14 protein-coding genes, 1 tRNA gene and 3 pseudogenes are annotated in these 18,827 nt (G+C 55.6%); 11 read left to right on the forward strand and 7 right to left on the reverse strand.

Annotated features, from left to right (window positions below; genetic code table 11):
* Positions 1 to 5 precede the first annotated feature (5 nt).
* Positions 6 to 112, forward strand: a pseudogene (locus H3L92_RS13615) (IS5/IS1182 family transposase); the annotation flags it as partial.
* Positions 113 to 170: 58 nt separating this feature from the next.
* On the opposite strand, the gene H3L92_RS08575 reads toward H3L92_RS13615, so the two are convergent.
* From H3L92_RS08575 to H3L92_RS08590, 4 genes are all read right to left on the reverse strand, one after another.
* Positions 171 to 416, reverse strand: a complete 246-nt coding sequence (locus tag H3L92_RS08575) for a Fis family transcriptional regulator (protein WP_085365210.1) — start codon at positions 414 to 416, stop codon at positions 171 to 173.
* A gap of 66 nt (positions 417 to 482) precedes the next feature.
* Positions 483 to 1,481, reverse strand: a complete 999-nt coding sequence (gene dusB, locus H3L92_RS08580; RefSeq protein ID WP_085365211.1) for a tRNA dihydrouridine synthase DusB — start codon at positions 1,479 to 1,481, stop codon at positions 483 to 485.
* A gap of 324 nt (positions 1,482 to 1,805) precedes the next feature.
* Complete coding sequence (locus H3L92_RS08585; RefSeq protein ID WP_085365212.1) at positions 1,806 to 2,006, reverse strand: class III extradiol ring-cleavage dioxygenase family protein; 201 nt, start codon at positions 2,004 to 2,006, stop codon at positions 1,806 to 1,808.
* Positions 2,007 to 2,046: 40 nt separating this feature from the next.
* The gene (locus H3L92_RS08590) at positions 2,047 to 2,922 is read right to left on the reverse strand and encodes a chorismate mutase (RefSeq protein WP_085365213.1); all 876 of its coding nucleotides are present in this window, start codon (positions 2,920 to 2,922) and stop codon (positions 2,047 to 2,049) included.
* Positions 2,923 to 3,185: 263 nt separating this feature from the next.
* On the opposite strand from H3L92_RS08590, the gene H3L92_RS08595 reads away from it, so the two are divergent.
* Both H3L92_RS08595 and H3L92_RS08600 read left to right on the forward strand, forming a co-directional pair.
* Positions 3,186 to 5,348 (forward strand): AsmA family protein, encoded by a 2,163-nt coding sequence (locus H3L92_RS08595; protein ID WP_085365214.1) that lies wholly within the window; start codon positions 3,186 to 3,188, stop codon positions 5,346 to 5,348.
* Positions 5,349 to 5,950: 602 nt separating this feature from the next.
* Positions 5,951 to 6,587: pseudogene (locus H3L92_RS08600) on the forward strand (IS1595 family transposase).
* Positions 6,588 to 6,965: 378 nt separating this feature from the next.
* Here the strand turns inward: H3L92_RS08600 and ubiD are convergent.
* Positions 6,966 to 8,444 carry a 4-hydroxy-3-polyprenylbenzoate decarboxylase gene (gene ubiD, locus H3L92_RS08605; RefSeq protein WP_085365216.1) on the reverse strand — a complete coding sequence of 493 codons (1,479 nt, stop codon included), beginning with the start codon at positions 8,442 to 8,444 and terminating at the stop codon, positions 6,966 to 6,968.
* Between the two features lie 175 nt (positions 8,445 to 8,619).
* Here ubiD and H3L92_RS08610 point away from each other — a divergent pair.
* Positions 8,620 to 8,695 (forward strand) — tRNA-Ile (locus H3L92_RS08610).
* 43 nt (positions 8,696 to 8,738) lie between these two features.
* On the opposite strand, the gene secA is transcribed toward H3L92_RS08610, so the two are convergent.
* The gene (gene secA, locus H3L92_RS08615) at positions 8,739 to 11,495 is read right to left on the reverse strand and encodes a preprotein translocase subunit SecA (protein WP_085365217.1); all 2,757 of its coding nucleotides are present in this window, start codon (positions 11,493 to 11,495) and stop codon (positions 8,739 to 8,741) included.
* 124 nt (positions 11,496 to 11,619) lie between these two features.
* On the opposite strand from secA, the gene H3L92_RS08620 reads away from it, so the two are divergent.
* The 7 genes and pseudogenes from H3L92_RS08620 to uhpT all read left to right on the forward strand — a co-directional run bounded on the left by H3L92_RS08620 (position 11,620) and on the right by uhpT (position 16,803).
* A complete protein-coding gene (locus H3L92_RS08620; protein WP_143824308.1) occupies positions 11,620 to 11,850 on the forward strand; it encodes a hypothetical protein in 231 nt (76 codons plus the stop codon).
* The gene (locus H3L92_RS08625) at positions 11,841 to 12,263 is read left to right on the forward strand and encodes a DciA family protein (RefSeq protein WP_085365218.1); all 423 of its coding nucleotides are present in this window, start codon (positions 11,841 to 11,843) and stop codon (positions 12,261 to 12,263) included. Before H3L92_RS08620 ends, H3L92_RS08625 begins: the two co-directional genes overlap by 10 nt.
* A 224-nt stretch (positions 12,264 to 12,487) precedes the next feature.
* On the forward strand, positions 12,488 to 13,612 hold the full coding sequence (locus H3L92_RS08630; protein WP_085365219.1) for an aminotransferase class V-fold PLP-dependent enzyme: 1,125 nt from the start codon (positions 12,488 to 12,490) through the stop codon (positions 13,610 to 13,612).
* 63 nt (positions 13,613 to 13,675) lie between these two features.
* A pseudogene (locus H3L92_RS13320) lies at positions 13,676 to 13,825 on the forward strand (signal peptidase); the annotation flags it as partial.
* A gap of 79 nt (positions 13,826 to 13,904) precedes the next feature.
* Positions 13,905 to 14,288, forward strand: coding sequence for an aspartate 1-decarboxylase (gene panD, locus H3L92_RS08635; RefSeq protein WP_085365220.1), 384 nt, complete (start codon positions 13,905 to 13,907; stop codon positions 14,286 to 14,288).
* A gap of 60 nt (positions 14,289 to 14,348) precedes the next feature.
* On the forward strand, positions 14,349 to 15,191 hold the full coding sequence (kdsA, locus tag H3L92_RS08640) for a 3-deoxy-8-phosphooctulonate synthase (RefSeq protein WP_085365221.1): 843 nt from the start codon (positions 14,349 to 14,351) through the stop codon (positions 15,189 to 15,191).
* A gap of 217 nt (positions 15,192 to 15,408) precedes the next feature.
* Positions 15,409 to 16,803: a hexose-6-phosphate:phosphate antiporter UhpT gene (gene uhpT, locus H3L92_RS08645; protein WP_085365222.1), complete on the forward strand. Its 1,395-nt coding sequence runs from the start codon at positions 15,409 to 15,411 to the stop codon at positions 16,801 to 16,803.
* Between the two features lie 374 nt (positions 16,804 to 17,177).
* Here uhpT and guaA read toward each other — a convergent pair whose 3' ends face one another.
* Positions 17,178 to 18,743 (reverse strand): glutamine-hydrolyzing GMP synthase, encoded by a 1,566-nt coding sequence (gene guaA / locus H3L92_RS08650; protein WP_085365223.1) that lies wholly within the window; start codon positions 18,741 to 18,743, stop codon positions 17,178 to 17,180.
* Positions 18,744 to 18,827 lie beyond the last annotated feature (84 nt).

An 18,827-nucleotide genomic window follows, 5' to 3' on the forward strand; every position in this document is an offset into this window, starting at 1 on the left:
TATTATATAGTGGCTTAAATTTAAAATAGAACAAGGCGCCAAACCGCAGACAATACAGATAGTATGGCAAGGCGAAGCAACGCTGTACCATTTTAAATTCAAACCACTATTCTCAAAGATAATCATAAGGCCGTCTGAAAACATAATGCTTTCAGACGGCCTTTTTTACACTATGAATCCAGCAAACCATACTGCACCAGTTTCTTGCGCAGGGTGTTGCGGTTCAGCCCCAGCATGGCGGCGGCTTTGCTCTGGTTGCCGCCGCATTCGGCCATCACGCACCGCAGCAGCGGTTTTTCAACCTGCTCCAGCACCATATCGTACACGCCGCAGGCGGCTTCGCCGTTGAGGTCGCGGAAATATTGTTGCAGGTTTTGTTCGATGCAATGGGCGATGTCGGGCGGGGTGTTTTTCATGGTTTCTCTTATTAGTATTTATGTGTTCGGGCGGTTTGCGGGCGCAGAGGCCGTCTGAAAGGCTGCTTAACGGTAGGCACACGGCCAGCGGTCGGTGGTTTCGGGGGCTTTTTCCAAAAACGCCGCCAGCGCATCGTATTGTGCCGCCGCGCTTTCCATGCGGTTGATTTCGCGGCGGACGGTTTCGCCGTCGGGCAGCGCAGCTATATACCAGCCTATGTGTTTGCGGGCGATGCGCACGCCGTCGCGCTCGCCGTAAAATTCGTGCATGGCGCCGATATGCCGCAAGGCGGTTTCGCCGCATTGCGCCACGCTCAACGGATCGGGCAGGCGGCCGTATTCGGCGAAATAGCTTATATCGCGGAACAGCCACGGCTGCCCCTGCGCCCCGCGGCCTATCATGATGCCGTCGGCACCGGTTTGCGCCAGCACGGCCTGCGCTTTCTGCGGGCTGGTGATGTCGCCGTTCACCCACACGGGTATGTTCAGACGGCTTTTGGCTTCGGCAATCAAATCGTATGATGCCTCGCCCTGATACATCTGCGTGCGCGTGCGCCCGTGAATGGCGATGGCGGCAATGCCCGCTTCTTCGGCCATGCGCGCCACGGTTAAGATGTTTTTGTGTTCGTCGTGCCAGCCCAAACGGGTTTTCAGGGTAACAGGCACGTTAACGGCTTTCACCACGGCATTTAATATTTCATACACCAGCGGTTCGTTCTGCATCAGCGCGCTGCCTGCCGAAACGTTGCAGACTTTTTTGGCCGGGCAGCCCATGTTGATGTCGATAACCTGCGCGCCCTGCCCAACGTTGTAACGCGCGGCCTCGGCCATCTGCGCGGGGTCGTTGCCGGCAATCTGCACCGCCGCTATGCCGCTTTCGCCGGAAAAATCGCTGCGGCGCAGGGTTTTGCGGGTGTGGCGCAGGGTCGGGTCGCTGTTGAGCATTTCGCCCACCGCCCAACCCGCGCCGTATTCGCGGCAGAGGCGGCGGAAAGGTTTGTCGGTAATGCCGGCCATCGGCGCAAGTGCGACGGGGTTGTCTATCAAATAAGCGCCGATATGCATAGGGAAACGGTGGGGTGTGAAAATGGCGATTGTACATTTTTTAAGCAGATTTTCCAATTGGAAATTGCTTGGCCGTGAAAATTTTTCAAACGGGAAAACCGTTGATTGGAATGCTTATTTCATAACAACGGCTTTCAGACGACCTGCAAGCCCGTTTAAGGGATTACCTACCGGCCGCTTTGTTCTGCTACCGTAAAAATAACAGGCCGTCTGAAACATCGGTTTCAGACGGCCTTTCTATCGTTTTTTCTTTAAAAACCATGCAGCTTACCGCTTGGTATCGGCAAGCGCTTCCCGGTGTCTGCGTTATCTTTAGTGCCGCATTCAGCGCCCGAACAGTTCGGCCACCATTCTGACCTGCTCGTCGGTATAGGCCTCGCCGCCGATTTTGGCCGCCAGGGCGAATTCGCCGCTCAAGCCTTTGCCGGCGCAGGTTTGCTGCCAGCCTTGCAGGCGTTCTTCATCGGTTTGCTGCTTTTTCAGGCGGCGGAGGCTTTGGGCGGCTTGGCGGGTTTTACTGTCCATATCCGTAATCTCTGCAATCTTTTCAGACGGCCTGCAACTTTCACAGGCTGTTCACAATTCCGTCGGCACCGGCCGCTTCGGCCAGCTTGTATAAAACCTGCTGCGGCATATCGCCGTGCCACAGGCGGGTGATGTTGGCAATCACGGGCAGGTGGCTGGCTTTGCGCACGCGCACGATGGCATCCACATCCAAACGGTAGGGATGTTCCGGCTCGAAACTGAGCGTGCCCGCTTCGCCGAGGATAATATGGTGGTTGCCGCGCAAGGCAATGTGTTCGGCCGCCACCAGCCATTCGTCGGCGCGGTGGTGTTTGTCTTTGCACAACACCACGGGCGTGTTCAGACGGCCTACTTCGTCTTGCAGGGCGCGGTTGCTCATCAGCTCGCCGCCCAGATAAAGCACATCGGCTTCGGCCTCCAGCGCGGGGGCGAGCTGGCGCACGTCGCGTATGCGCACCACCGCGGGCTTGCCTGCTTCGTGGCAGCGCGCAATCCCCGCCTGCATGGCGCGGATTTGTTCTTTTTCGTTGCCGCTGCCGCCGGAAGCATACGGACGCGCGGGCAGGTAGAACGGGTCGGCGAACACCGCATTAGCGCTATCTGCACGTTGCGGGTTGGCGGTTATATCAAGCATCGCGCCGCCGCCGAACGACACACCGCGCACGGTAATCACGCTGCTTTCGGGCTGTGTTTCGCGGCTGATGATGCGCCACTCGTTTAACACGCGGATGGCGCGCTCCACGCCGGGCAGGCTTTCCAGCTCGTTGGGGTGGAACACCCGCTCGTCGCCCACCGCACCGATAATGGTGCGCTCTTCGCCGCGCGAAATATGTTCCTGCAAGCCCCTGCTGCGGATAAACCCGATCACCCGCTCCACCGCCTCCGGCGCCGCCTGCTTCTGCATCACGATAATCATCGTAACCTCCTGATTCCATTTGACCGCATAGTATAGTGAATCCACTTCATTTCCGCTATGGCGTTGCTGCGCCCAACGATTTTGTCAGCTACTGAAGCGGCAACAGCATCGATTCCGTATCTGTATTGTCTGCGGCCGGCTGCCTTGTATCGAAAAGAAATTGGATTCACTGTTTAGCAATAATCTGCCGCACGTGCCGGCCAAGCGCCGTTTCAGACGGCCTCTGTGCTATACTGCTCCCGTTTGTTTGTTATTCCTTTATCATGATACGTTTGCTCCAATCGGGAAAATTCTGGCTGCGTTTCGCAGTGTACGGCACATTGGCCGCCGCTGCTGCCGCATTCGGCCTTTATTTCCTGCTGCACCATCTGTTCGACGGCCGCCGCATTCAGGCGCTGGCCGACGATGCCGTACGCGGCACGGGGCGCACGGTGCGCTTCAGCACCGATATCGGCCGCAGCTGGCTGCCGCGCCCCACCCTCACCCTGCGCGACGTGGCCGTGAGCAAACCGAACAGCAACGCCGATGCCGTGCATATCGGCGAAATGCGTATCGGGCTTTCGTGGCGCAGTTTATGGAACGGCGCGGAAGTTGAAAAATGGGTGCTGCAAAACGCCGAAGCCGAGCTTACCCGCCGCGCCGACGGCAGCTGGAGCCTGCAAGACTTGTGGCGGCAGCGCGGCGGTACATGGCGCGTTAACCGCCTGATTGTGGAAAACAGCCGCATCAATCTCAACCTGCCCGAAGGCAGCTACCGCACCGAGCGTTTTCATTTGAATATCGAACGTGCCGCCGAAGCAGGCGGCGTTTTCCAAAGCAGCGGCACCACCCGCCGCAACAACGGGCTGCCGTTGGCTTGGAAAAGCAACGGCACGGCTGCGCCGTCGGACAACGGCTGGCTGCTGCCTGCCCTGCATTTGGAAGCCGAGCTGCCTTTCCAAAACAGCACCGCCCGATTGGCCGCCGATGCCGACGTGGTTTGGCAACCGCAACACAACACCCTGCGGGCCGAAAACTTCAGCCTGCGCGCCGACAGCGCCTACCGGCAGTTCCACTTAACCGCCCGCAGCCCGCTGGTTTTGTGGAAAGGCAACCACGTCAGCACCGCCGAAATCAACAGCGTGTTTACCGCCGGCAACGACGACAGCCATTGGGACGGCTCGCTCTCGCTCTCCCGCGTCAGCCTGCGCCCGAGCGTGGCCACCGTGGGCGAATTCAACCTCAACGGCAGCCACAAAAACGCTTCGCGGCAAACCACTTTCGGCCTTTCCGGCCCGCTTGTCTGGCAAAAAAACACCTTGCTCGAATCAGACCGCCTGGTGCTGACCACCCACCAAGACAACGTTAAGGCCGCCCCGCGCCCGCGCCTGATCAGCCGCATGGAAGGACGTTTCGCCATGAACAGCGACCGAAACTGGCAGCTCGACCTCAAAGGCCTGTTCGACCGCCAACACGCCGCCCTTTCCGCCCGCTATACCGCCTCAGCCGATGCCGCCCCCGCCAAACTCACCGCCGAACTGGATGCAGGCAAAATTTCACTCGCCCCCTATTGGAACGATTTGCAGGCGCAAGGCGGCAACCCCTTCCCCGCCCTATTCAGCCACGCCCTGATACCGAATATCGAAGCCGCCGTCCGCATCGGCGGCCTCACCCTGCCCGGCCTGCAAATCGATGATCTGCAAACCACCCTTCACGCCGACAGCCGCCGTATCGCCCTAACCAACTTCAGCGCCGGCCTATACGGCGGCCGCACCGAAGGCGGCATCAGCATCGCCAACACCAGCCCGCCCGTTTACCATTTGCAGCAAAATGCCCAAGGCGTGCAGATACGCCCGCTGCTGCAAGACCTGCTCGGCTATCACGGCATCAGCGGCAGCGGCAATGCCGTGCTCGACCTCACCGCCAAAGGCAGCGACCGCGCCGCTCTCACCCAAACGCTTAACGGCAGCCTGCAACTGAATATTTCCAACGGCGCATGGCTGGGCGTGGACTTGGCTAATTTTCTGCGCAGCCTGCGCAACAACACCGCCGCCGACGGCAAAACCCGCAATGAACAGGTGCAAACGCCTTTCAGCAGCTTCTCGCTCAACAGCGAAATCAACGCAGGCATAGGCCGCCACGAACACACCGAACTGGAATCCGATGCCTTCAGCATTACCAGCAGCGGCCAAACCGACCTCAACACCCAAACCGTTTCGGAAAACGTGTTGATCCGCAACAATGCCAACCCCGATGCCAAGCCCGTTCCCATCAAAATCAGCGGCCCCGTTGCCAACCCCTCGGTAACGCTCGACTACAACCGCCTAACGTCCGGCCTGGCCACACCCGAAGAAAAACAGCGCGCCCTCGCCGAAACCCTGCGCGAACAATGGCAATGGCTGAACACGCCGCCGAAAACGGCGGAAGAATCCGCCGGCAACCGCTGAAACATAAAAAATCCTGAACCGCTGTAAAACGGTTCAGGATTTTTTCAGACGGCCTCAATACAATGTAGTCACAATATTTTCAACCACATCGCAATAATCCGGATTTCTATTGCCGCGGTAAATGAAGCTCAATCTCTTCGCATAACGCGTGGCAATGCCCCGCTAACGTTTAAAATCCAAAAAGCAGTTTTCTACCAAGTGACCGATAACAGTACAGATAACGGTCAAAAGGCAGTTGCTCCTTACGGTTAGCCTTTGACGGGATAACGGCGCACATTCCCAAAGAAACCCGCCAAAACTCCTGATCGCATCAGTATCATAGGCCTTATCGGCCAACAGCTTGTCGGCTGCCGCATCTGCAATTAGTGCTTTAGCAAACAGGTAATCTGTCGCACTGCCTTCGCTTAACACGAATTTTACCGACATCCCATGAGCGTCCACCGCTAAATGCAGCTTGATATTCAGCCCCCTTTTGTGCGGTTCATACCTTCATTGCCACCTTTGGCTCCCGCCACATGGAGATGAACTTTTAGATATGGGCGGCATCAATTATCAGGGGGCTTAGGAAGCAAAATCAGCAAAAATGATGATAAACTTCTGATATGCCTATTAAAAACAAGTACCAAAAGTTCAGCAAAATTACCGAATCAAAATTCCGCCAAATCCTGCGCTTTTCGCACTTGATTTGACCGCTTCCGATACCGCCAGACTCACCGGCATCAGTACCCGAAGTGTCAATAATCTGTTTCTCAAACTGCGTTGCCGTATGGCCGCTGAATGTGAACGGCAAACTCCCTTTGCCGGTGTGGTCGAACTGGACGAATCCTACTTTGGTGCCAAACGCATCCGAGGTAAACGCGGGCGGGGAGCGGGAGGCAAAACCATTGTTTTCGGCATCTTAAAACGGGACGACAAAGTCTATACCGAAATCGTGCCGGATACATCGAAAGTATCATCAATACCGACGGCTGGCGCGGCTATCACGGCTTGGTTGATATGGGCTATGAAAAGCACCTCAGGGTACATCATGGTGCAGACGAGTTCGCCCGGGGTGCACAACACATTAACGGCATCGAGTCGTTTTGGGGTTATGCCAAAAACCGCTTGGTTAAATTTAACGGTGTATCGAAACAGACTTTCTATTTACACTTAAAGGAAACCGAATTTCACTTCAATCACAGGCATGATGATCTGTATAAAGTCTTGCTTAAAATACTGCGAAATCGATCCTTGGGCTAATTTTGCTTCCTAAGCCCCTTATCAACTACCCCATATCTTTTTCTCCCGAACGGATGAGCATCAGTTTCGTCCAAATGTCTTTGTTACGTCAACGGATAAAGCGGTGCTGGGTATTGCTCCAGCTGCCGTAATCGGGCGGCAGGTGGGTTTCGATAAGACGCCATTGGTGGTTGGTAGGTCGGGTGGCGGTAAACAGGTTGTTTGATGGTGGCGTGGGATGTTTAGTGATGGTAGGCTAGTCTCATGTCCTGTGAATTGTGACTCCACTATCTAACCAAGGCTCAAGGGACAAATTTCAGGCTATTTTCGAGACGATTACTCCTGAGGGATAAAAACTCCAACACAACCATCAAGCCGTCCACAACAAGCAATCCAACATCACAAACCCAAATCGCGCCACATAGCGTCAACCTTAGCCACCGTGGCGGCATCGCGCTCAATCACCCTGCCCCATTCGCGGTCGGTTTCGCCCGGCCATTTGTTGGTTGCGTCCAAACCCATTTTGCCGCCGAGGCCGGAAACAGGGCTGGCGAAGTCGAGATAATCAATCGGCGTGTTTTCAATTAACACCGTATCGCGCACCGGATCCATGCGGGTGGTAACCGCCCAAATCACTTCTTTCCAGTCGCGGCAGTCCACATCATCGTCCACCACCACGATGAATTTGGTGTACATAAACTGGCGCAGGAAACTCCAGCAACCCATCATCACGCGCTTGGCGTGTCCGGCATATTGTTTCTTGATGCTCACCACCGCCATGCGGTAGGAGCAGCCTTCCGGCGGCAGATAAAAATCAACGATTTCGGGAAACTGTTTCTGCAACAGCGGCACAAACACTTCGTTCAAGGCCACGCCGAGCACGGCCGGCTCGTCGGGCGGTTTGCCGGTGTAGGTGCTGTGGTAAATCGGGTTTTCGCGCATGGTGATGCGTTCGACGGTAAACACGGGAAAATAATCCTGCTCGTTGTAATAACCGGTATGGTCGCCGTAAGGGCCTTCCAGCGCGGTTTCGTCGGGATAAATCACCCCTTCCAGCACGATTTCGGCACGCGCAGGCACCTGTAAGTCGCTGCCGATACATTTCACCAATTCGGTGCGCGAACCGCGCAGCAAACCGGCAAACTGGTATTCGCTCAAAGTATCCGGCACCGGTGTTACCGCCCCCAAAATGGTGGCCGGGTCGCAACCCAACACCACGGCCACGGGATAAGGCACGCCCGGGTGCGCTTTTTTATGCGCCTGAAAATCCAACGCACCGCCGCGATGCGCCAACCAACGCATAATCAGCTTGTTTTTGCCGATTAACTGCTGGCGGTAAATACCGAGGTTTTGGCGTTTTTTATGCGGGCCGCGCGTAACTGTCAAACCCCAAGTTACCAAAGGCGCGACATCTTCGGGCCAGCAATGCTGAATCGGCAGTTTGTTTAAATCGACTTCTTCGCCCTCCCAAACAATCTCTTGGCACGGCGCTTTTTTCACCACATTCGGCGCCATACTCCAAATGTCTTTCAGCAACGGCAGTTTGGCAAACGCATCTTTCAAACCTTTGGGCGGTTCGGGTTCTTTGAGATAAGCCAGCGTTTGGCCGATTTCTCGCAATTTGGCCACGCTCTCCGCACCCATGCCCATCGCCACCCGTTCGGGCGTGCCGAACAAATTGGCCAACACCGGAAAACCATAACGGCTGCCGTCGGCGCGCACGGCGTTTTCAAACAACAAGGCCGGCCCTTCAGCGCGCAACACGCGGTCGGCAATTTCGGTCATTTCCAGATGCGGTGAAACCGGTATGCCGATGCGTTTGAGTTTGCTTTCTTGTTCAAGCTTTTGAATAAAGTCGCGTAAGTCGTTATATTTCATTGAAGTTCTTTCGAGGCCGTCTGAAAAATTGCAAAGCGTTCAGACGGCCTGCCGGATGCGGGCTGAAATGATGGCGATTATAGCAAAACTTTCCGCCATTATTTGCCCGCCGCACTTTCAAGCGGCCTTGTGCCGGCGGCGGAATATGTTTACAATACCGCTCTTTGCATAACCCGGGTCTGTAGCTCAGGGGTTAGAGCAGGGGACTCATAATCCCTTGGTCGTGGGTTCGAACCCCACCGGACCCACCAAATGGTAAAAACCTGCTTCATTTTAAGAAGCAGGTTTTTTTGTTCAGCTTAATTTGCCGTGGCAGTGTTTGTATTTCTGGCCGCTGCCGCACGGGCAGAGGTCGTTGCGGTGTACGACCCGGCCTTGTTTGGCGAGCGTTTCGGGGCTGAAGTCGTTGCCGGTGGGGTCGAAGGCTTCGGTGGCAAGATCGTCGCGCGATTCGCCCAGCACATCTTCCATGGCAGGTGCACCGGAGTGGATGGCTTGCACGGCGGCGGGTTCTTGCGGTTCGCTGTCTGCAATCATATCGTCGGCCTGTTCGATTTGCACCGAAGTCAGCAGCGAGGCAACGTTTTGTTTGATGCCGTTCCACAGATGCTGGAACATGATAAAGGCTTCACGCTTGTATTCCTGTTTGGGGTTTTTCTGGGCGTAGCTGCGCAGGTGGATGCCTTGGCGCAGGTAGTCCATCGCGGCGAGGTGTTCGCGCCAGTTGTTGTCGATAACTTGCAGCAATACATTGCGTTCGAAGTTGGTCATGTTTTGTTTGCCGACCAGCTCGGTTTTGTCGGCGTATTCTTGTTCCACTTGGGCAATCAAACGCTCTTTAACGTCTTGGTTGTCGAGCATGTTGTTTTCTTTCAGCCAGCCCCGGATATCGGCATGAACGCGGAATTCTCCCGCCAATTGGGATTCGAGCGCGGGCAGGTCCCATTGTTCTTCCATGCTGTCGGGCGGCATATGGATATCGACCAAGTCGCCGATAACTTCTTCGCGGATGCTCTTGGCCAAATCGCTCACGTCTTGGTTGGTGAGGATTTCGTTGCGGTAGTGGTAAATCACTTTACGCTGGTCGTTGGCCACATCGTCGTATTCGAGAACCTGTTTGCGCATATCGAAGTTGCGGCCTTCCACTTTGCGTTGCGCGCCTTCGATTTGGCGGGTGAGCATACCGTGTTCGATGGCAACGCCGCGCTCCGGAGCAAGGCGGTTGAGAATGGCGGCGGCACGGTCTAGGGCAAACAGGCGCAGGAGCGGGTCTTCAAACGAGAGGTAGAAACGGCTGGAACCGGGGTCACCCTGACGCCCTGCGCGACCGCGCAACTGGTTGTCGATGCGGCGGCTTTCGTGGCGTTCGGTGCCGATAATGTGCAGGCCGCCGGCGTTGATAACGCGCTGGTGGTCGGCTTCCCAGCTGTTTTCGAGTTTGGAGATGCGGTCTTGTTTTTCTTCGTCGCTCAAGGTTTCGTCGGCACGGATGGCATCGCTCTGGTGTTTGACGTTGCCGCCCAAAACGATGTCGGTACCGCGGCCGGCCATATTGGTGGCCACGGTAATCATGCTGGGTTTGCCCGCTTGCGCCACAATCAGGGCTTCGCGTTCGTGTTCTTTGGCATTGAGCACGTTGTGGGGCAGGCCGGCTTGGGTGAGCAGGCGGGATACCAGCTCCGAGTTTTCGATGCTGGTGGTGCCCACCAAAACGGGTTGGCCTTTGTCGAAACAGGCTTGGATGTCGTTGACGACGGCTTCGTATTTTTCTTCTGCGGTGCGGAAGATTTGGTCGTTGAAGTCTTTGCGCTGCATCGGGCGGTTGGTGGGGATAATCACGGTTTCCAGGCCGTAAATGCTTTGGAACTCAAAGGCTTCGGTATCGGCCGTGCCGGTCATGCCGGCGAGTTTTTTATACAGGCGGAAGTAGTTTTGGAAGGTGATTGAAGCCAGTGTTTGGTTTTCGCGTTTGATTTCGACGCCTTCTTTGGCTTCTACGGCCTGGTGCAGGCCTTCCGACCAGCGGCGGCCCGCCATCAGACGGCCTGTGAATTCGTCGACAATCACGATTTCGCCTTCCTGAATCACATAGTGTTGGTCTTTGTGGAACAGGGTGTGGGCGCGCAGCGCGGCCATCAGGTGGTGCATCAGCATGATGTTGGCGGCCGAATAGAGCGAGTCGCCTTCTTGCAGCAGACCCATGTCGGCCAGAATTTCTTCGGCGTGTTCGTGGCCGGATTCGCTCAAAATCACCTGATGGGCTTTTTCGTCGACCCAATAGTCGCCCGCGCCTTCTTCGGTTTCTTGGCGGATAAGGCGTGCGGGCACTTTGTCCATCACTTGGTAGAGCTGCACGTTGTCGTCGGCCTGGCCGGAAATAATCAGCGGGGTGCGCGCTTCGTCGATCAGAATCGAATCGACTTCATCGACCACGGCGAAATTCAAATCTCGCTGCACTTTGTCGTATTGGTCGGTTACCATGTTGTCGCGCAGATAATCGAAGCCGAATTCGTTGTTGGTGCCGTAGGTGATGTCGGCGCTGTAGGCGGTTTGGCGGTAGAAAGGCTGCATATCGCTCACGATCACGCCCACGGTCAGGCCGAGAAAGTTATACAGCGGCTCCATAATGCCTGCATCGCGTGCGGCCAGATAGTCGTTGACGGTAACCACATGCACGCCTTTGCCCGCCAGCGCGTTGAGGTAAACAGGCAGGGTGGCGACCAGCGTTTTGCCTTCGCCGGTACGCATTTCGGCGATATTGCCGTCGTGCAATACCATGCCGCCGATAAGTTGGACGTCGAAATGGCGCATATTCAGCACGCGGCGGCCGGCTTCGCGGCAAACGGCGAAGGCTTCGGGCAGAATGTCGTTTAAGCTTGCGCCTTCGGCGAGGCGCTGTTTGAATTCGGGGGTTTTGGCTTGCAGCTCTTCATCGCTCAAAGCCTGCATCTGCGGCTCTAATTCGTTGATTTTGGCGACGGTTTTGCGGTATTGTTTGAGCAGGCGGTCGTTGCGGCTGCCAAATACTTTTTTGGCTAAGTTGGTAAGCATGAAATTTCCTGTGGCGGAATGTGTTTGCGGCATTCCGGCTGAAACGGACGGGTCATAAAATCAAACCCGAATTTTAACACAAGCCGTTTGGCAGGGTTACAATGCCGTCTGAAATAGCGGCAGTTTGACCAAATTTCAACTTCCCTTTACTTTGCGGGCGTTTTTGAAAATGCCGCGTTACGGTTTTGCCGCCGCTTTTTTCTGCCAAACTTTTCTGAAATTGTTGGTTGGTCGGGCGGGTGTTATGCTCCTAATCGGCTGCGGATGGCATAAAATGCCTGAAAAAATGAAAGCGGCGGAATATGTTCGGCAGCTTTTACCAAAACAACACTCAAGGTGGTTATCATGGATTTGAACCGGTTGGGCGGGCGCGACGGGCACTTGCTGGCCCTGTTGCAGCGTTCGCAGCAATGGCGCAGGCTGGATGCCCAAGTCAAGCAGATGATGCCCGCCAACCTGTGCGCGCATTTTCAGACGGCCTGTGTGGAAAACGGCGTATTGGTTTTGCTGGCCGACAACAATATGGTTTCTTCGCGCCTGCGCATGATTGCCCCGGGCCTGCTGCCGCGTTTGCAGGCGCTGCACCCCGACATCGCCGGCGTGCGCGTGAAGGTTTTGCCCAAGCCGCCGCAAACGCCCCGCGTTAACAGCCTGAAAATGAGTGATGCCGCGCTGGAGGGCTTCAGGCACACCGCCGGGCGGTTGCAGCACCATCCCGAGCTGGCGCAAGCGCTGCAAAGGTTGGCGGAAAAGCACGGGAAAGGCTGAATATTCGGGCTTGATCCGAGTGTTTTATGTTGTTGGAACGCAAGATACCCGGGTTTGGCCAGAGTGCGGCAGAATGGCTGCTAAGTTAAGTGGTTTGATTACAGAGGCCGTCTGAAAACATTTTCAGACGGCCTCTAACCTTTTACACCCGTCGCTGATAATGCTAACATCAAAAACCGCTTTCAAGCCCTTTGCAAGGCTTTAATTCAAAGGAGAAAAACATAATGAGCACTTTGCCCCGCCCCGAAATCGATTCAGACGGCCTGCTGGAATATTCGGTGGTTTACACCGACCGCGCGCTGAACCATATGTCGCAAAAATTCCAGACGGCCTTGCGCTATATTTCGGCCACGTTGAAAAAAGTTTACGGCGCACAACACGCCGCCGTGATTCCCGGCAGCGGCACGTCGGGCATGGAAGCCGTGGCGCGCCAGCTTGCGCGGGGCGGGAAATGCCTGATTGTACGCAACGGTTTTTTCAGCTACCGCTGGACGCAGATTCTTGAAAAAGGCGCCATCGCCGCCGACAGCAAAGTGTTCACCGCCCGCCAGGCCGACGAAGCGCAAGCCCCGTTTGCGCCTGCGCCGATTGAAGAAGTGTGCGCCGAAATCGCCGCCTACCGCCCCGCCGTGGTGTTTGCGCCGCACGTGGAAACCGCATCGGGCATCATGCTGCCCGACGGCTATATCCGACAACTGGCCGAAGCCGTGCACGCCGTCGGCGGCCTGCTGGTCATCGACAGCATCGCTTCGGGCTGCATTTGGTTGGATATGGAAAAGCTCGGCATCGACGTGTTGGTTTCCGCCCCGCAAAAAGGCTGGAGCGGCTCGCCCTGCTGCGGTTTGGTGATGCTGAACGACGCGGCTTACCAAAAAGTGCAGCAAACCGAATCCGACAGCTTCGCGCTCGATTTGAAAAAATGGCTGCAAATTATGGAAGCCTTTGAAAACGGCGGCCATGCCTATCACGCCACGCCGCCCACCGATGCGCTGATGAAGCTGCACGATGTGATGAAAGAGGCCGAAGCCATCGGTTTCGGGCGTTTGCAGGCGGCGCAAACCGAGTTGGGCGCGAAAATACGCGCGCTGCTGGCCGGTGCGGGCTATCCCAGCGTGGCTGCGGCAGGTTTCGAAGCCCCCGGAGTGGTGGTTTCCTATACGGCTAACCCCGATATCCAAAACGGCAAAGCCTTTGTCGCACAAGGAATGCAGATTGCTGCCGGCGTGCCGCTGCAATGCGGCGAGCGCAGCGATTTCCAAACCTTCCGCCTCGGCCTGTTCGGTTTGGACAAGCTGCAAAATATCGACCGCACGGTAGAAACGTTTGCCCGGGTGTTGGGCAGGGTGTAGCCGGCAGGTAAGGTTCGGCAAAAACCGGCGGATAACGCTTGGCAACGCGGCAAAAGGTGTACAATAGCGCCTTTTTCAGACGGTTTGAGACCTTTGCAAAACCCCCATCTGCGGTGCATTTCTGCGTTGTGCGCTGCTTGCTCGCTTGCCTATCTGTTTGATATGTCTGCACTCGCTGCGCTGCTACGCCTTGAACTGCATCCACATCTGGGGGGCAAAGGTTTCGGCCTGCCGTTTGCGCCTGCTGCGGCAGGCCGTCTGAAAAAACGCTTAACCGGAAATGGAGACCTTAATGTTCCGCACTATGCTCGGCGGCAAAATCCACCGTGCCACCGTTACCGAAGCCGATTTGAACTACGTTGGCAGCATCACCATCGACCAAGACCTGCTCGACGCGGCGGGTATCTGTGTTAACGAAAAAGTGCAAATCGTCAACAACAACAACGGCGAGCGTTTTGAAACCTACACCATTCCCGGCGAACGCGGCAGCGGCGTGGTGTGCCTCAACGGCGCCGCCGCGCGGCTGGTGCAGAAAGGCGACATCGTGATTATCATGTCTTATGTGATGCTCTCCGAGCCGGAAATTGCCGCCCACGAGCCGAAAGTGGTGCTGGTGGACGAGCGTAACAAAATCCGCGACATCATCCGCTACGAACCGCCGCACACCGTTTTATAAACCCTTAAGGCCGTCTGAAACATTTTTCAGACGGCCTTACCCTGCAAAGCGAGAGCCATTATGAACATCAACATCCAAAACATCACGGTCGGCAACGAACAGCCGTTTACCCTGTTCGGCGGCATCAACGTGCTGGAAGACCTCGATTCCACCCTCAAAGCCTGCGAACATTATGTGAAAGTAACTGGCAAACTCGGCATTCCTTATGTGTTCAAAGCCTCGTTCGACAAGGCCAACCGCTCGTCTATCCGCTCGTTTCGCGGCGTGGGGTTGGAAGAAGGGCTGAAAATCTTCGCCGCCGTGAAAAAAGAATTCGGCGTGCCCGTGATTACCGACGTGCACGAGCCTTACCAATGCGCGCCCGTGGCCGAAGTGTGCGACGTTATCCAACTGCCCGCCTTTCTCGCGCGCCAAACCGATTTGGTGGTGGCGATGGCGAAAACGGGCAATGTGGTTAACGTGAAAAAGCCGCAGTTTTTAAGCCCTTCGCAAATGAAAAACATCGTTGAAAAATTCGCCGAAGCAGGCAACGAACAAGTGATTTTGTGCGAACGCGGCGCGCAGTTCGGCTACGACAATCTGGTGGTCGATATGCTCGGCTTCGGCGTGATGAAAAAAACCTGCGGCAACCTGCCGGTGATTTTCGACGTTACCCACTCGCTGCAACAGCGCGAAGCCGGTGCCGCCACATCGGGCGGGCGCCGCAGCCAAGTGGTCGATTTGGCGCTGGCCGGCATGGCCACCCGCCTGGCCGGCCTGTTTCTCGAATCGCACGCCAACCCCGACGAAGCCAAGTGCGACGGCCCCAGCGCGTTGCCGCTGGCCAAACTCGAAGATTTCCTGCTGCGCGTGAAAGCGGTGGACGAAACGGTGAAATCGTTTCCCGCGCTGGTGGTTGATTAAACAGTCAAAAGCATGGCAACAGGCCGTCTGAAAACTTTTCAGACGGCCTTTGCATTTGATATGACAGAATATTTTTCAAAGCCGAGAAAGGTAAATTTACCTAAATTAATGGCCGTTTGTTTGATTTGGCGCAGACAACCGGCGGCAGGGTGGCTGAAAGCGGGAGTAATATCGGCACTAAATCAGCCCGAACTTTTTCTGTGAAAGGAGTGTTGCCATGCCCGGATTTTTGGCCATCAACAAAATACCGAATAAAGGTATTCCCATCGCCGAACAGCGCAGGATGTGGCTGCGGCAGTTTTTAAAAGCCTTTTTGGTGGTGTTTACCACTTATATGTGCATGTATTTAATTAGAAATAATTTTAAGGCCGCGCAGCCGATGATGAAAGAGCAACTCGGGCTGACCACGCTACAGCTCGGTTATATCGGTTTGGCTTTCAGCATCACTTACGGTTTGGGCAAAACCGCCGTCGGTTATTACATCAGTGATAAAAACACCAAAAAATCCTTGTCGGTGATGTTGGTTCTCGCGTCGATAGCGGTGCTGTTGATGGGCTTGGTGATGAGTGCCTACGGCTCGGTAATCGGTTTGTTTATCGTGCTGTGGGGTTTGAACGGTATTTTTCAGGCCGCAGGCGGGCCGGCTTCCTATTCCACGATTTCACGCTGGGCGCCGCGTAAGGAACGCGGGCGTTATCTCGGCTTTTGGAATATGTCGCACAATGTCGGTGGTGCGGTGGCCGGCATATTGGCGCTGTGGGGTGCCAACGTGTTCTTCGGCGGCAATGTTTACGGTATGTTTGTTTTTCCCGCCCTGATTGCTCTGGCCATCGGCATTGCCAGCTTCTTTGTCGGCAAAGACGACCCCGAGGAACTGGGCTGGAACCGCTGCGAAGAAATTTTCGGCGAGCCGGTGGAGTCGGAAAACACCGAGGCCGAAGAAATGCCCATGTGGCAGGCGTTCAAGCAGTTTGTATTGCGTAACCCCTGGATTTGGATGCTGTGCGTGGCCAATGTGTTCGTTTATATCGTTCGCATCGGTATAGACAACTGGGCGCCGCTTTATGTAACCGAAGTGCTGGGTTTCGGCAAGCTGGATGCCGTCAACACGATTTTTTATTTCGAAGTGGGCGCGATTCTTGCCAGCATGAGCTGGGGTTATATTTCCGACCTGCTTAACGGCCGCCGGGCAGCCGTGGCGGTAGGCTGTATGGTGGCGATTATTTTCGTGGTGATGATGTATCGGCACGCCACCAGCGTGATGATGGTGAATGTTTCTCTTTTTCTGCTTGGCGCACTGATTTTCGGACCGCAACTGCTGATCGGTATTTCTTTGGTGGGGTTTGTGCCGAAAAAAGGCATCAGCGTAGCCAACGGCATGACCGGCACCTTCGGTTATCTATTCGGCGATTCTATAGCGAAGGTCGGGCTGGCTGCCATTGCCGATCCGAAAAGCGGCGGTTTGAGCCTGTTCGGATACACGTTACACGGTTGGTCTGACGTGTTTATTGTGTTTTATATCGCTTTGTTTGTCGGCATTGTGCTGCTGATGGTGGTGGCCTATGGCGAAGAAAAACGTATCCGCGAAGTGAACAGGCAGTTGGGGCATTAACATTCGCCCAAAAGCAGGAAAATCATCGCAAAATTTGTTTTAAGCCGGTGTCTTTGCAAGTCGTTAAGGCAGCTTGAAATACCCAACTCCGTCATGCTCGGGCCTGACCCGGGCATCCCGCCTTGTTGGAAGTTATTGAAAAACAAAAAAGATGCTCGTGGCAAGCCCGAGCATGACGTAGGTGCTTTTATAGTGAATCCACTGAATTTCCGTTACGGCGTTGCTGTACCTTGCCGTACTATCTGTACTGTCTTCGGCTTGCTGCCTTGTACCGAAGTAATCGGATTCTCTATAGTGTGCTGAAGCGACTTACAAAGCATCAGGCCGTCTGAAAGCTTTTCAGACGGCCTGTTTTTTATTTCAAACCAAAAGGTTTATTCCCACTCGATCGTAGAGGGCGGTTTGCCGCTCACGTCATACACCACGCGGTTGATGCCGCGCACTTCGTTGATGATGCGGTTGGACACTTTGCCCAGCAGCGAATAAGGCAGCTCCGCCCAATGGGCGGTCATAAAGTCGCTGGTGATGACCGCGCGCAGGGCGACCACGTATTCGTAAGTGCGGCCGTCGCCCATTACGCCCACCGACTTCACCGGCAGGAACACGGCGAAGGCCTGGCTGGTGAGGTCGTACCACGAGGTGCCGTTTTCATCGAAGGTGTTGCGCAGCTCTTGAATGAAAATATCATCGGCCCGGCGCAAGAGGTCGGCATAATTCTTCTTCACCTCGCCCAAAATGCGCACGCCCAGGCCCGGGCCGGGGAAGGGGTGGCGGTACACCATTTCGCGCGGCAGGCCGAGCGCCACGCCCAGTTCGCGCACTTCGTCTTTAAACAGGTCGCGCAAAGGCTCGAGCAGTTTCAGATTCATGTTTTCGGGCAGACCGCCGACGTTGTGGTGGCTTTTGATGGCGTGTGCTTTTTTGGTTTTCGCGCCCGCGCTTTCGATAACGTCGGGGTAGATCGTGCCCTGTGCCAGCCATTTGGCGTTAACGCGTTTTTTGGCTTCGTCATCAAACACTTCCACAAACTCGCCGCCGATGATTTTGCGCTTTTGCTCGGGGTCGGTTACGCCGGCGAGTTTGCCCATAAACTGTTCGGTAGCGTCCACATGAATCACGTTTACGCCCAGATTGCGTGCAAACATATCCATCACCATTTTGCCTTCGTTGAGGCGCAGCAGGCCGTGATCGACAAACACGCAGGTAAGTTGGTCGCCGATGGCGCGGTGGATCAGCGCGGCGGCCACGCTGGAATCGACGCCGCCCGACAGGCCCAAAATCACTTCGTCGCCGCCTACTTGTTCGCGGATTTTGGCGACGGCTTCATCGATGTAGTTGGGCATGGTCCAGCTCGGTTTGGCGCCGGCAATGTCCAGCACGAAGCGGTTCAGCAGCGCGCGGCCCTGTTTGGTGTGGGTCACTTCGGGGTGGAACTGGATGCCGTAGAATTGTTTTTCGGCGTGTTCCATCATCGCAATCGGGCAGCTCGGCGTGTCGCCGATCACCACGAAGCCTTCGGGCAGTTTCGATACTTTGTCGCCGTGGCTCATCCACACATCGAGCGTGTTGGCCTGGCCGTCTGAAATGCCGCGCGTTAATTCGCAATCGATGGTTTTCACTTGCGCATAACCGAATTCGCGCTGGTCGCCCGGCGACACTTCGCCGCCCAAATGGTGTGCCATAAACTGCATGCCGTAGCAGATGCCGAGCACGGGCACGCCCAAATCGAAGATGCCGGTGTCGGCCTGATAATCGGAGTTGTAAACCGAGTTGGGGCCGCCGGAAAGGATAATCGCTTTGGGGTTGAAGGCTTTGATGTCGGCCAAAGGCATATCGAAAGAATGCAGTTCGCAGTAAACATGGGCTTCGCGCACGCGGCGGGCGATAAGCTGGGTGACTTGCGAGCCGAAGTCGAGGATGAGGATTTTGTCTTGGGTCATGATGGTCTTCGATGGGAAAAGGGAAACGGCAGGCCGGCAAAAAGGCCGTCTGAAAAATGCGCTATTGTATCATTTTTCAGACGG

The sequence above is a fragment of the Neisseria dentiae genome, from assembly GCF_014055005.1.
Classification (GTDB): Bacteria; Pseudomonadota; Gammaproteobacteria; order Burkholderiales; family Neisseriaceae; genus Neisseria; species Neisseria dentiae.

Excerpts from the sequence above, each read along its gene's own strand:
- H3L92_RS08575 (WP_085365210.1), bottom strand. The coding sequence starts at position 416 with ATGAAAAACACCCCGCCCGACATCGCCCATTGCATCGAACAAAACCTG.
- dusB (WP_085365211.1), bottom strand. The coding sequence starts at position 1,481 with ATGCATATCGGCGCTTATTTGATAGACAACCCCGTCGCACTTGCGCCG.
- H3L92_RS08585 (WP_085365212.1), bottom strand. The coding sequence starts at position 2,006 with ATGGACAGTAAAACCCGCCAAGCCGCCCAAAGCCTCCGCCGCCTGAAA.
- H3L92_RS08590 (WP_085365213.1), bottom strand. The coding sequence starts at position 2,922 with ATGATTATCGTGATGCAGAAGCAGGCGGCGCCGGAGGCGGTGGAGCGG.
- H3L92_RS08595 (WP_085365214.1), top strand. The coding sequence starts at position 3,186 with ATGATACGTTTGCTCCAATCGGGAAAATTCTGGCTGCGTTTCGCAGTG.
- ubiD (WP_085365216.1), bottom strand. The coding sequence starts at position 8,444 with ATGAAATATAACGACTTACGCGACTTTATTCAAAAGCTTGAACAAGAA.
- secA (WP_085365217.1), bottom strand. The coding sequence starts at position 11,495 with ATGCTTACCAACTTAGCCAAAAAAGTATTTGGCAGCCGCAACGACCGC.
- H3L92_RS08625 (WP_085365218.1), top strand. The coding sequence starts at position 11,841 with ATGGATTTGAACCGGTTGGGCGGGCGCGACGGGCACTTGCTGGCCCTG.
- H3L92_RS08630 (WP_085365219.1), top strand. The coding sequence starts at position 12,488 with ATGAGCACTTTGCCCCGCCCCGAAATCGATTCAGACGGCCTGCTGGAA.
- panD (WP_085365220.1), top strand. The coding sequence starts at position 13,905 with ATGTTCCGCACTATGCTCGGCGGCAAAATCCACCGTGCCACCGTTACC.
- kdsA (WP_085365221.1), top strand. The coding sequence starts at position 14,349 with ATGAACATCAACATCCAAAACATCACGGTCGGCAACGAACAGCCGTTT.
- uhpT (WP_085365222.1), top strand. The coding sequence starts at position 15,409 with ATGCCCGGATTTTTGGCCATCAACAAAATACCGAATAAAGGTATTCCC.
- guaA (WP_085365223.1), bottom strand. The coding sequence starts at position 18,743 with ATGACCCAAGACAAAATCCTCATCCTCGACTTCGGCTCGCAAGTCACC.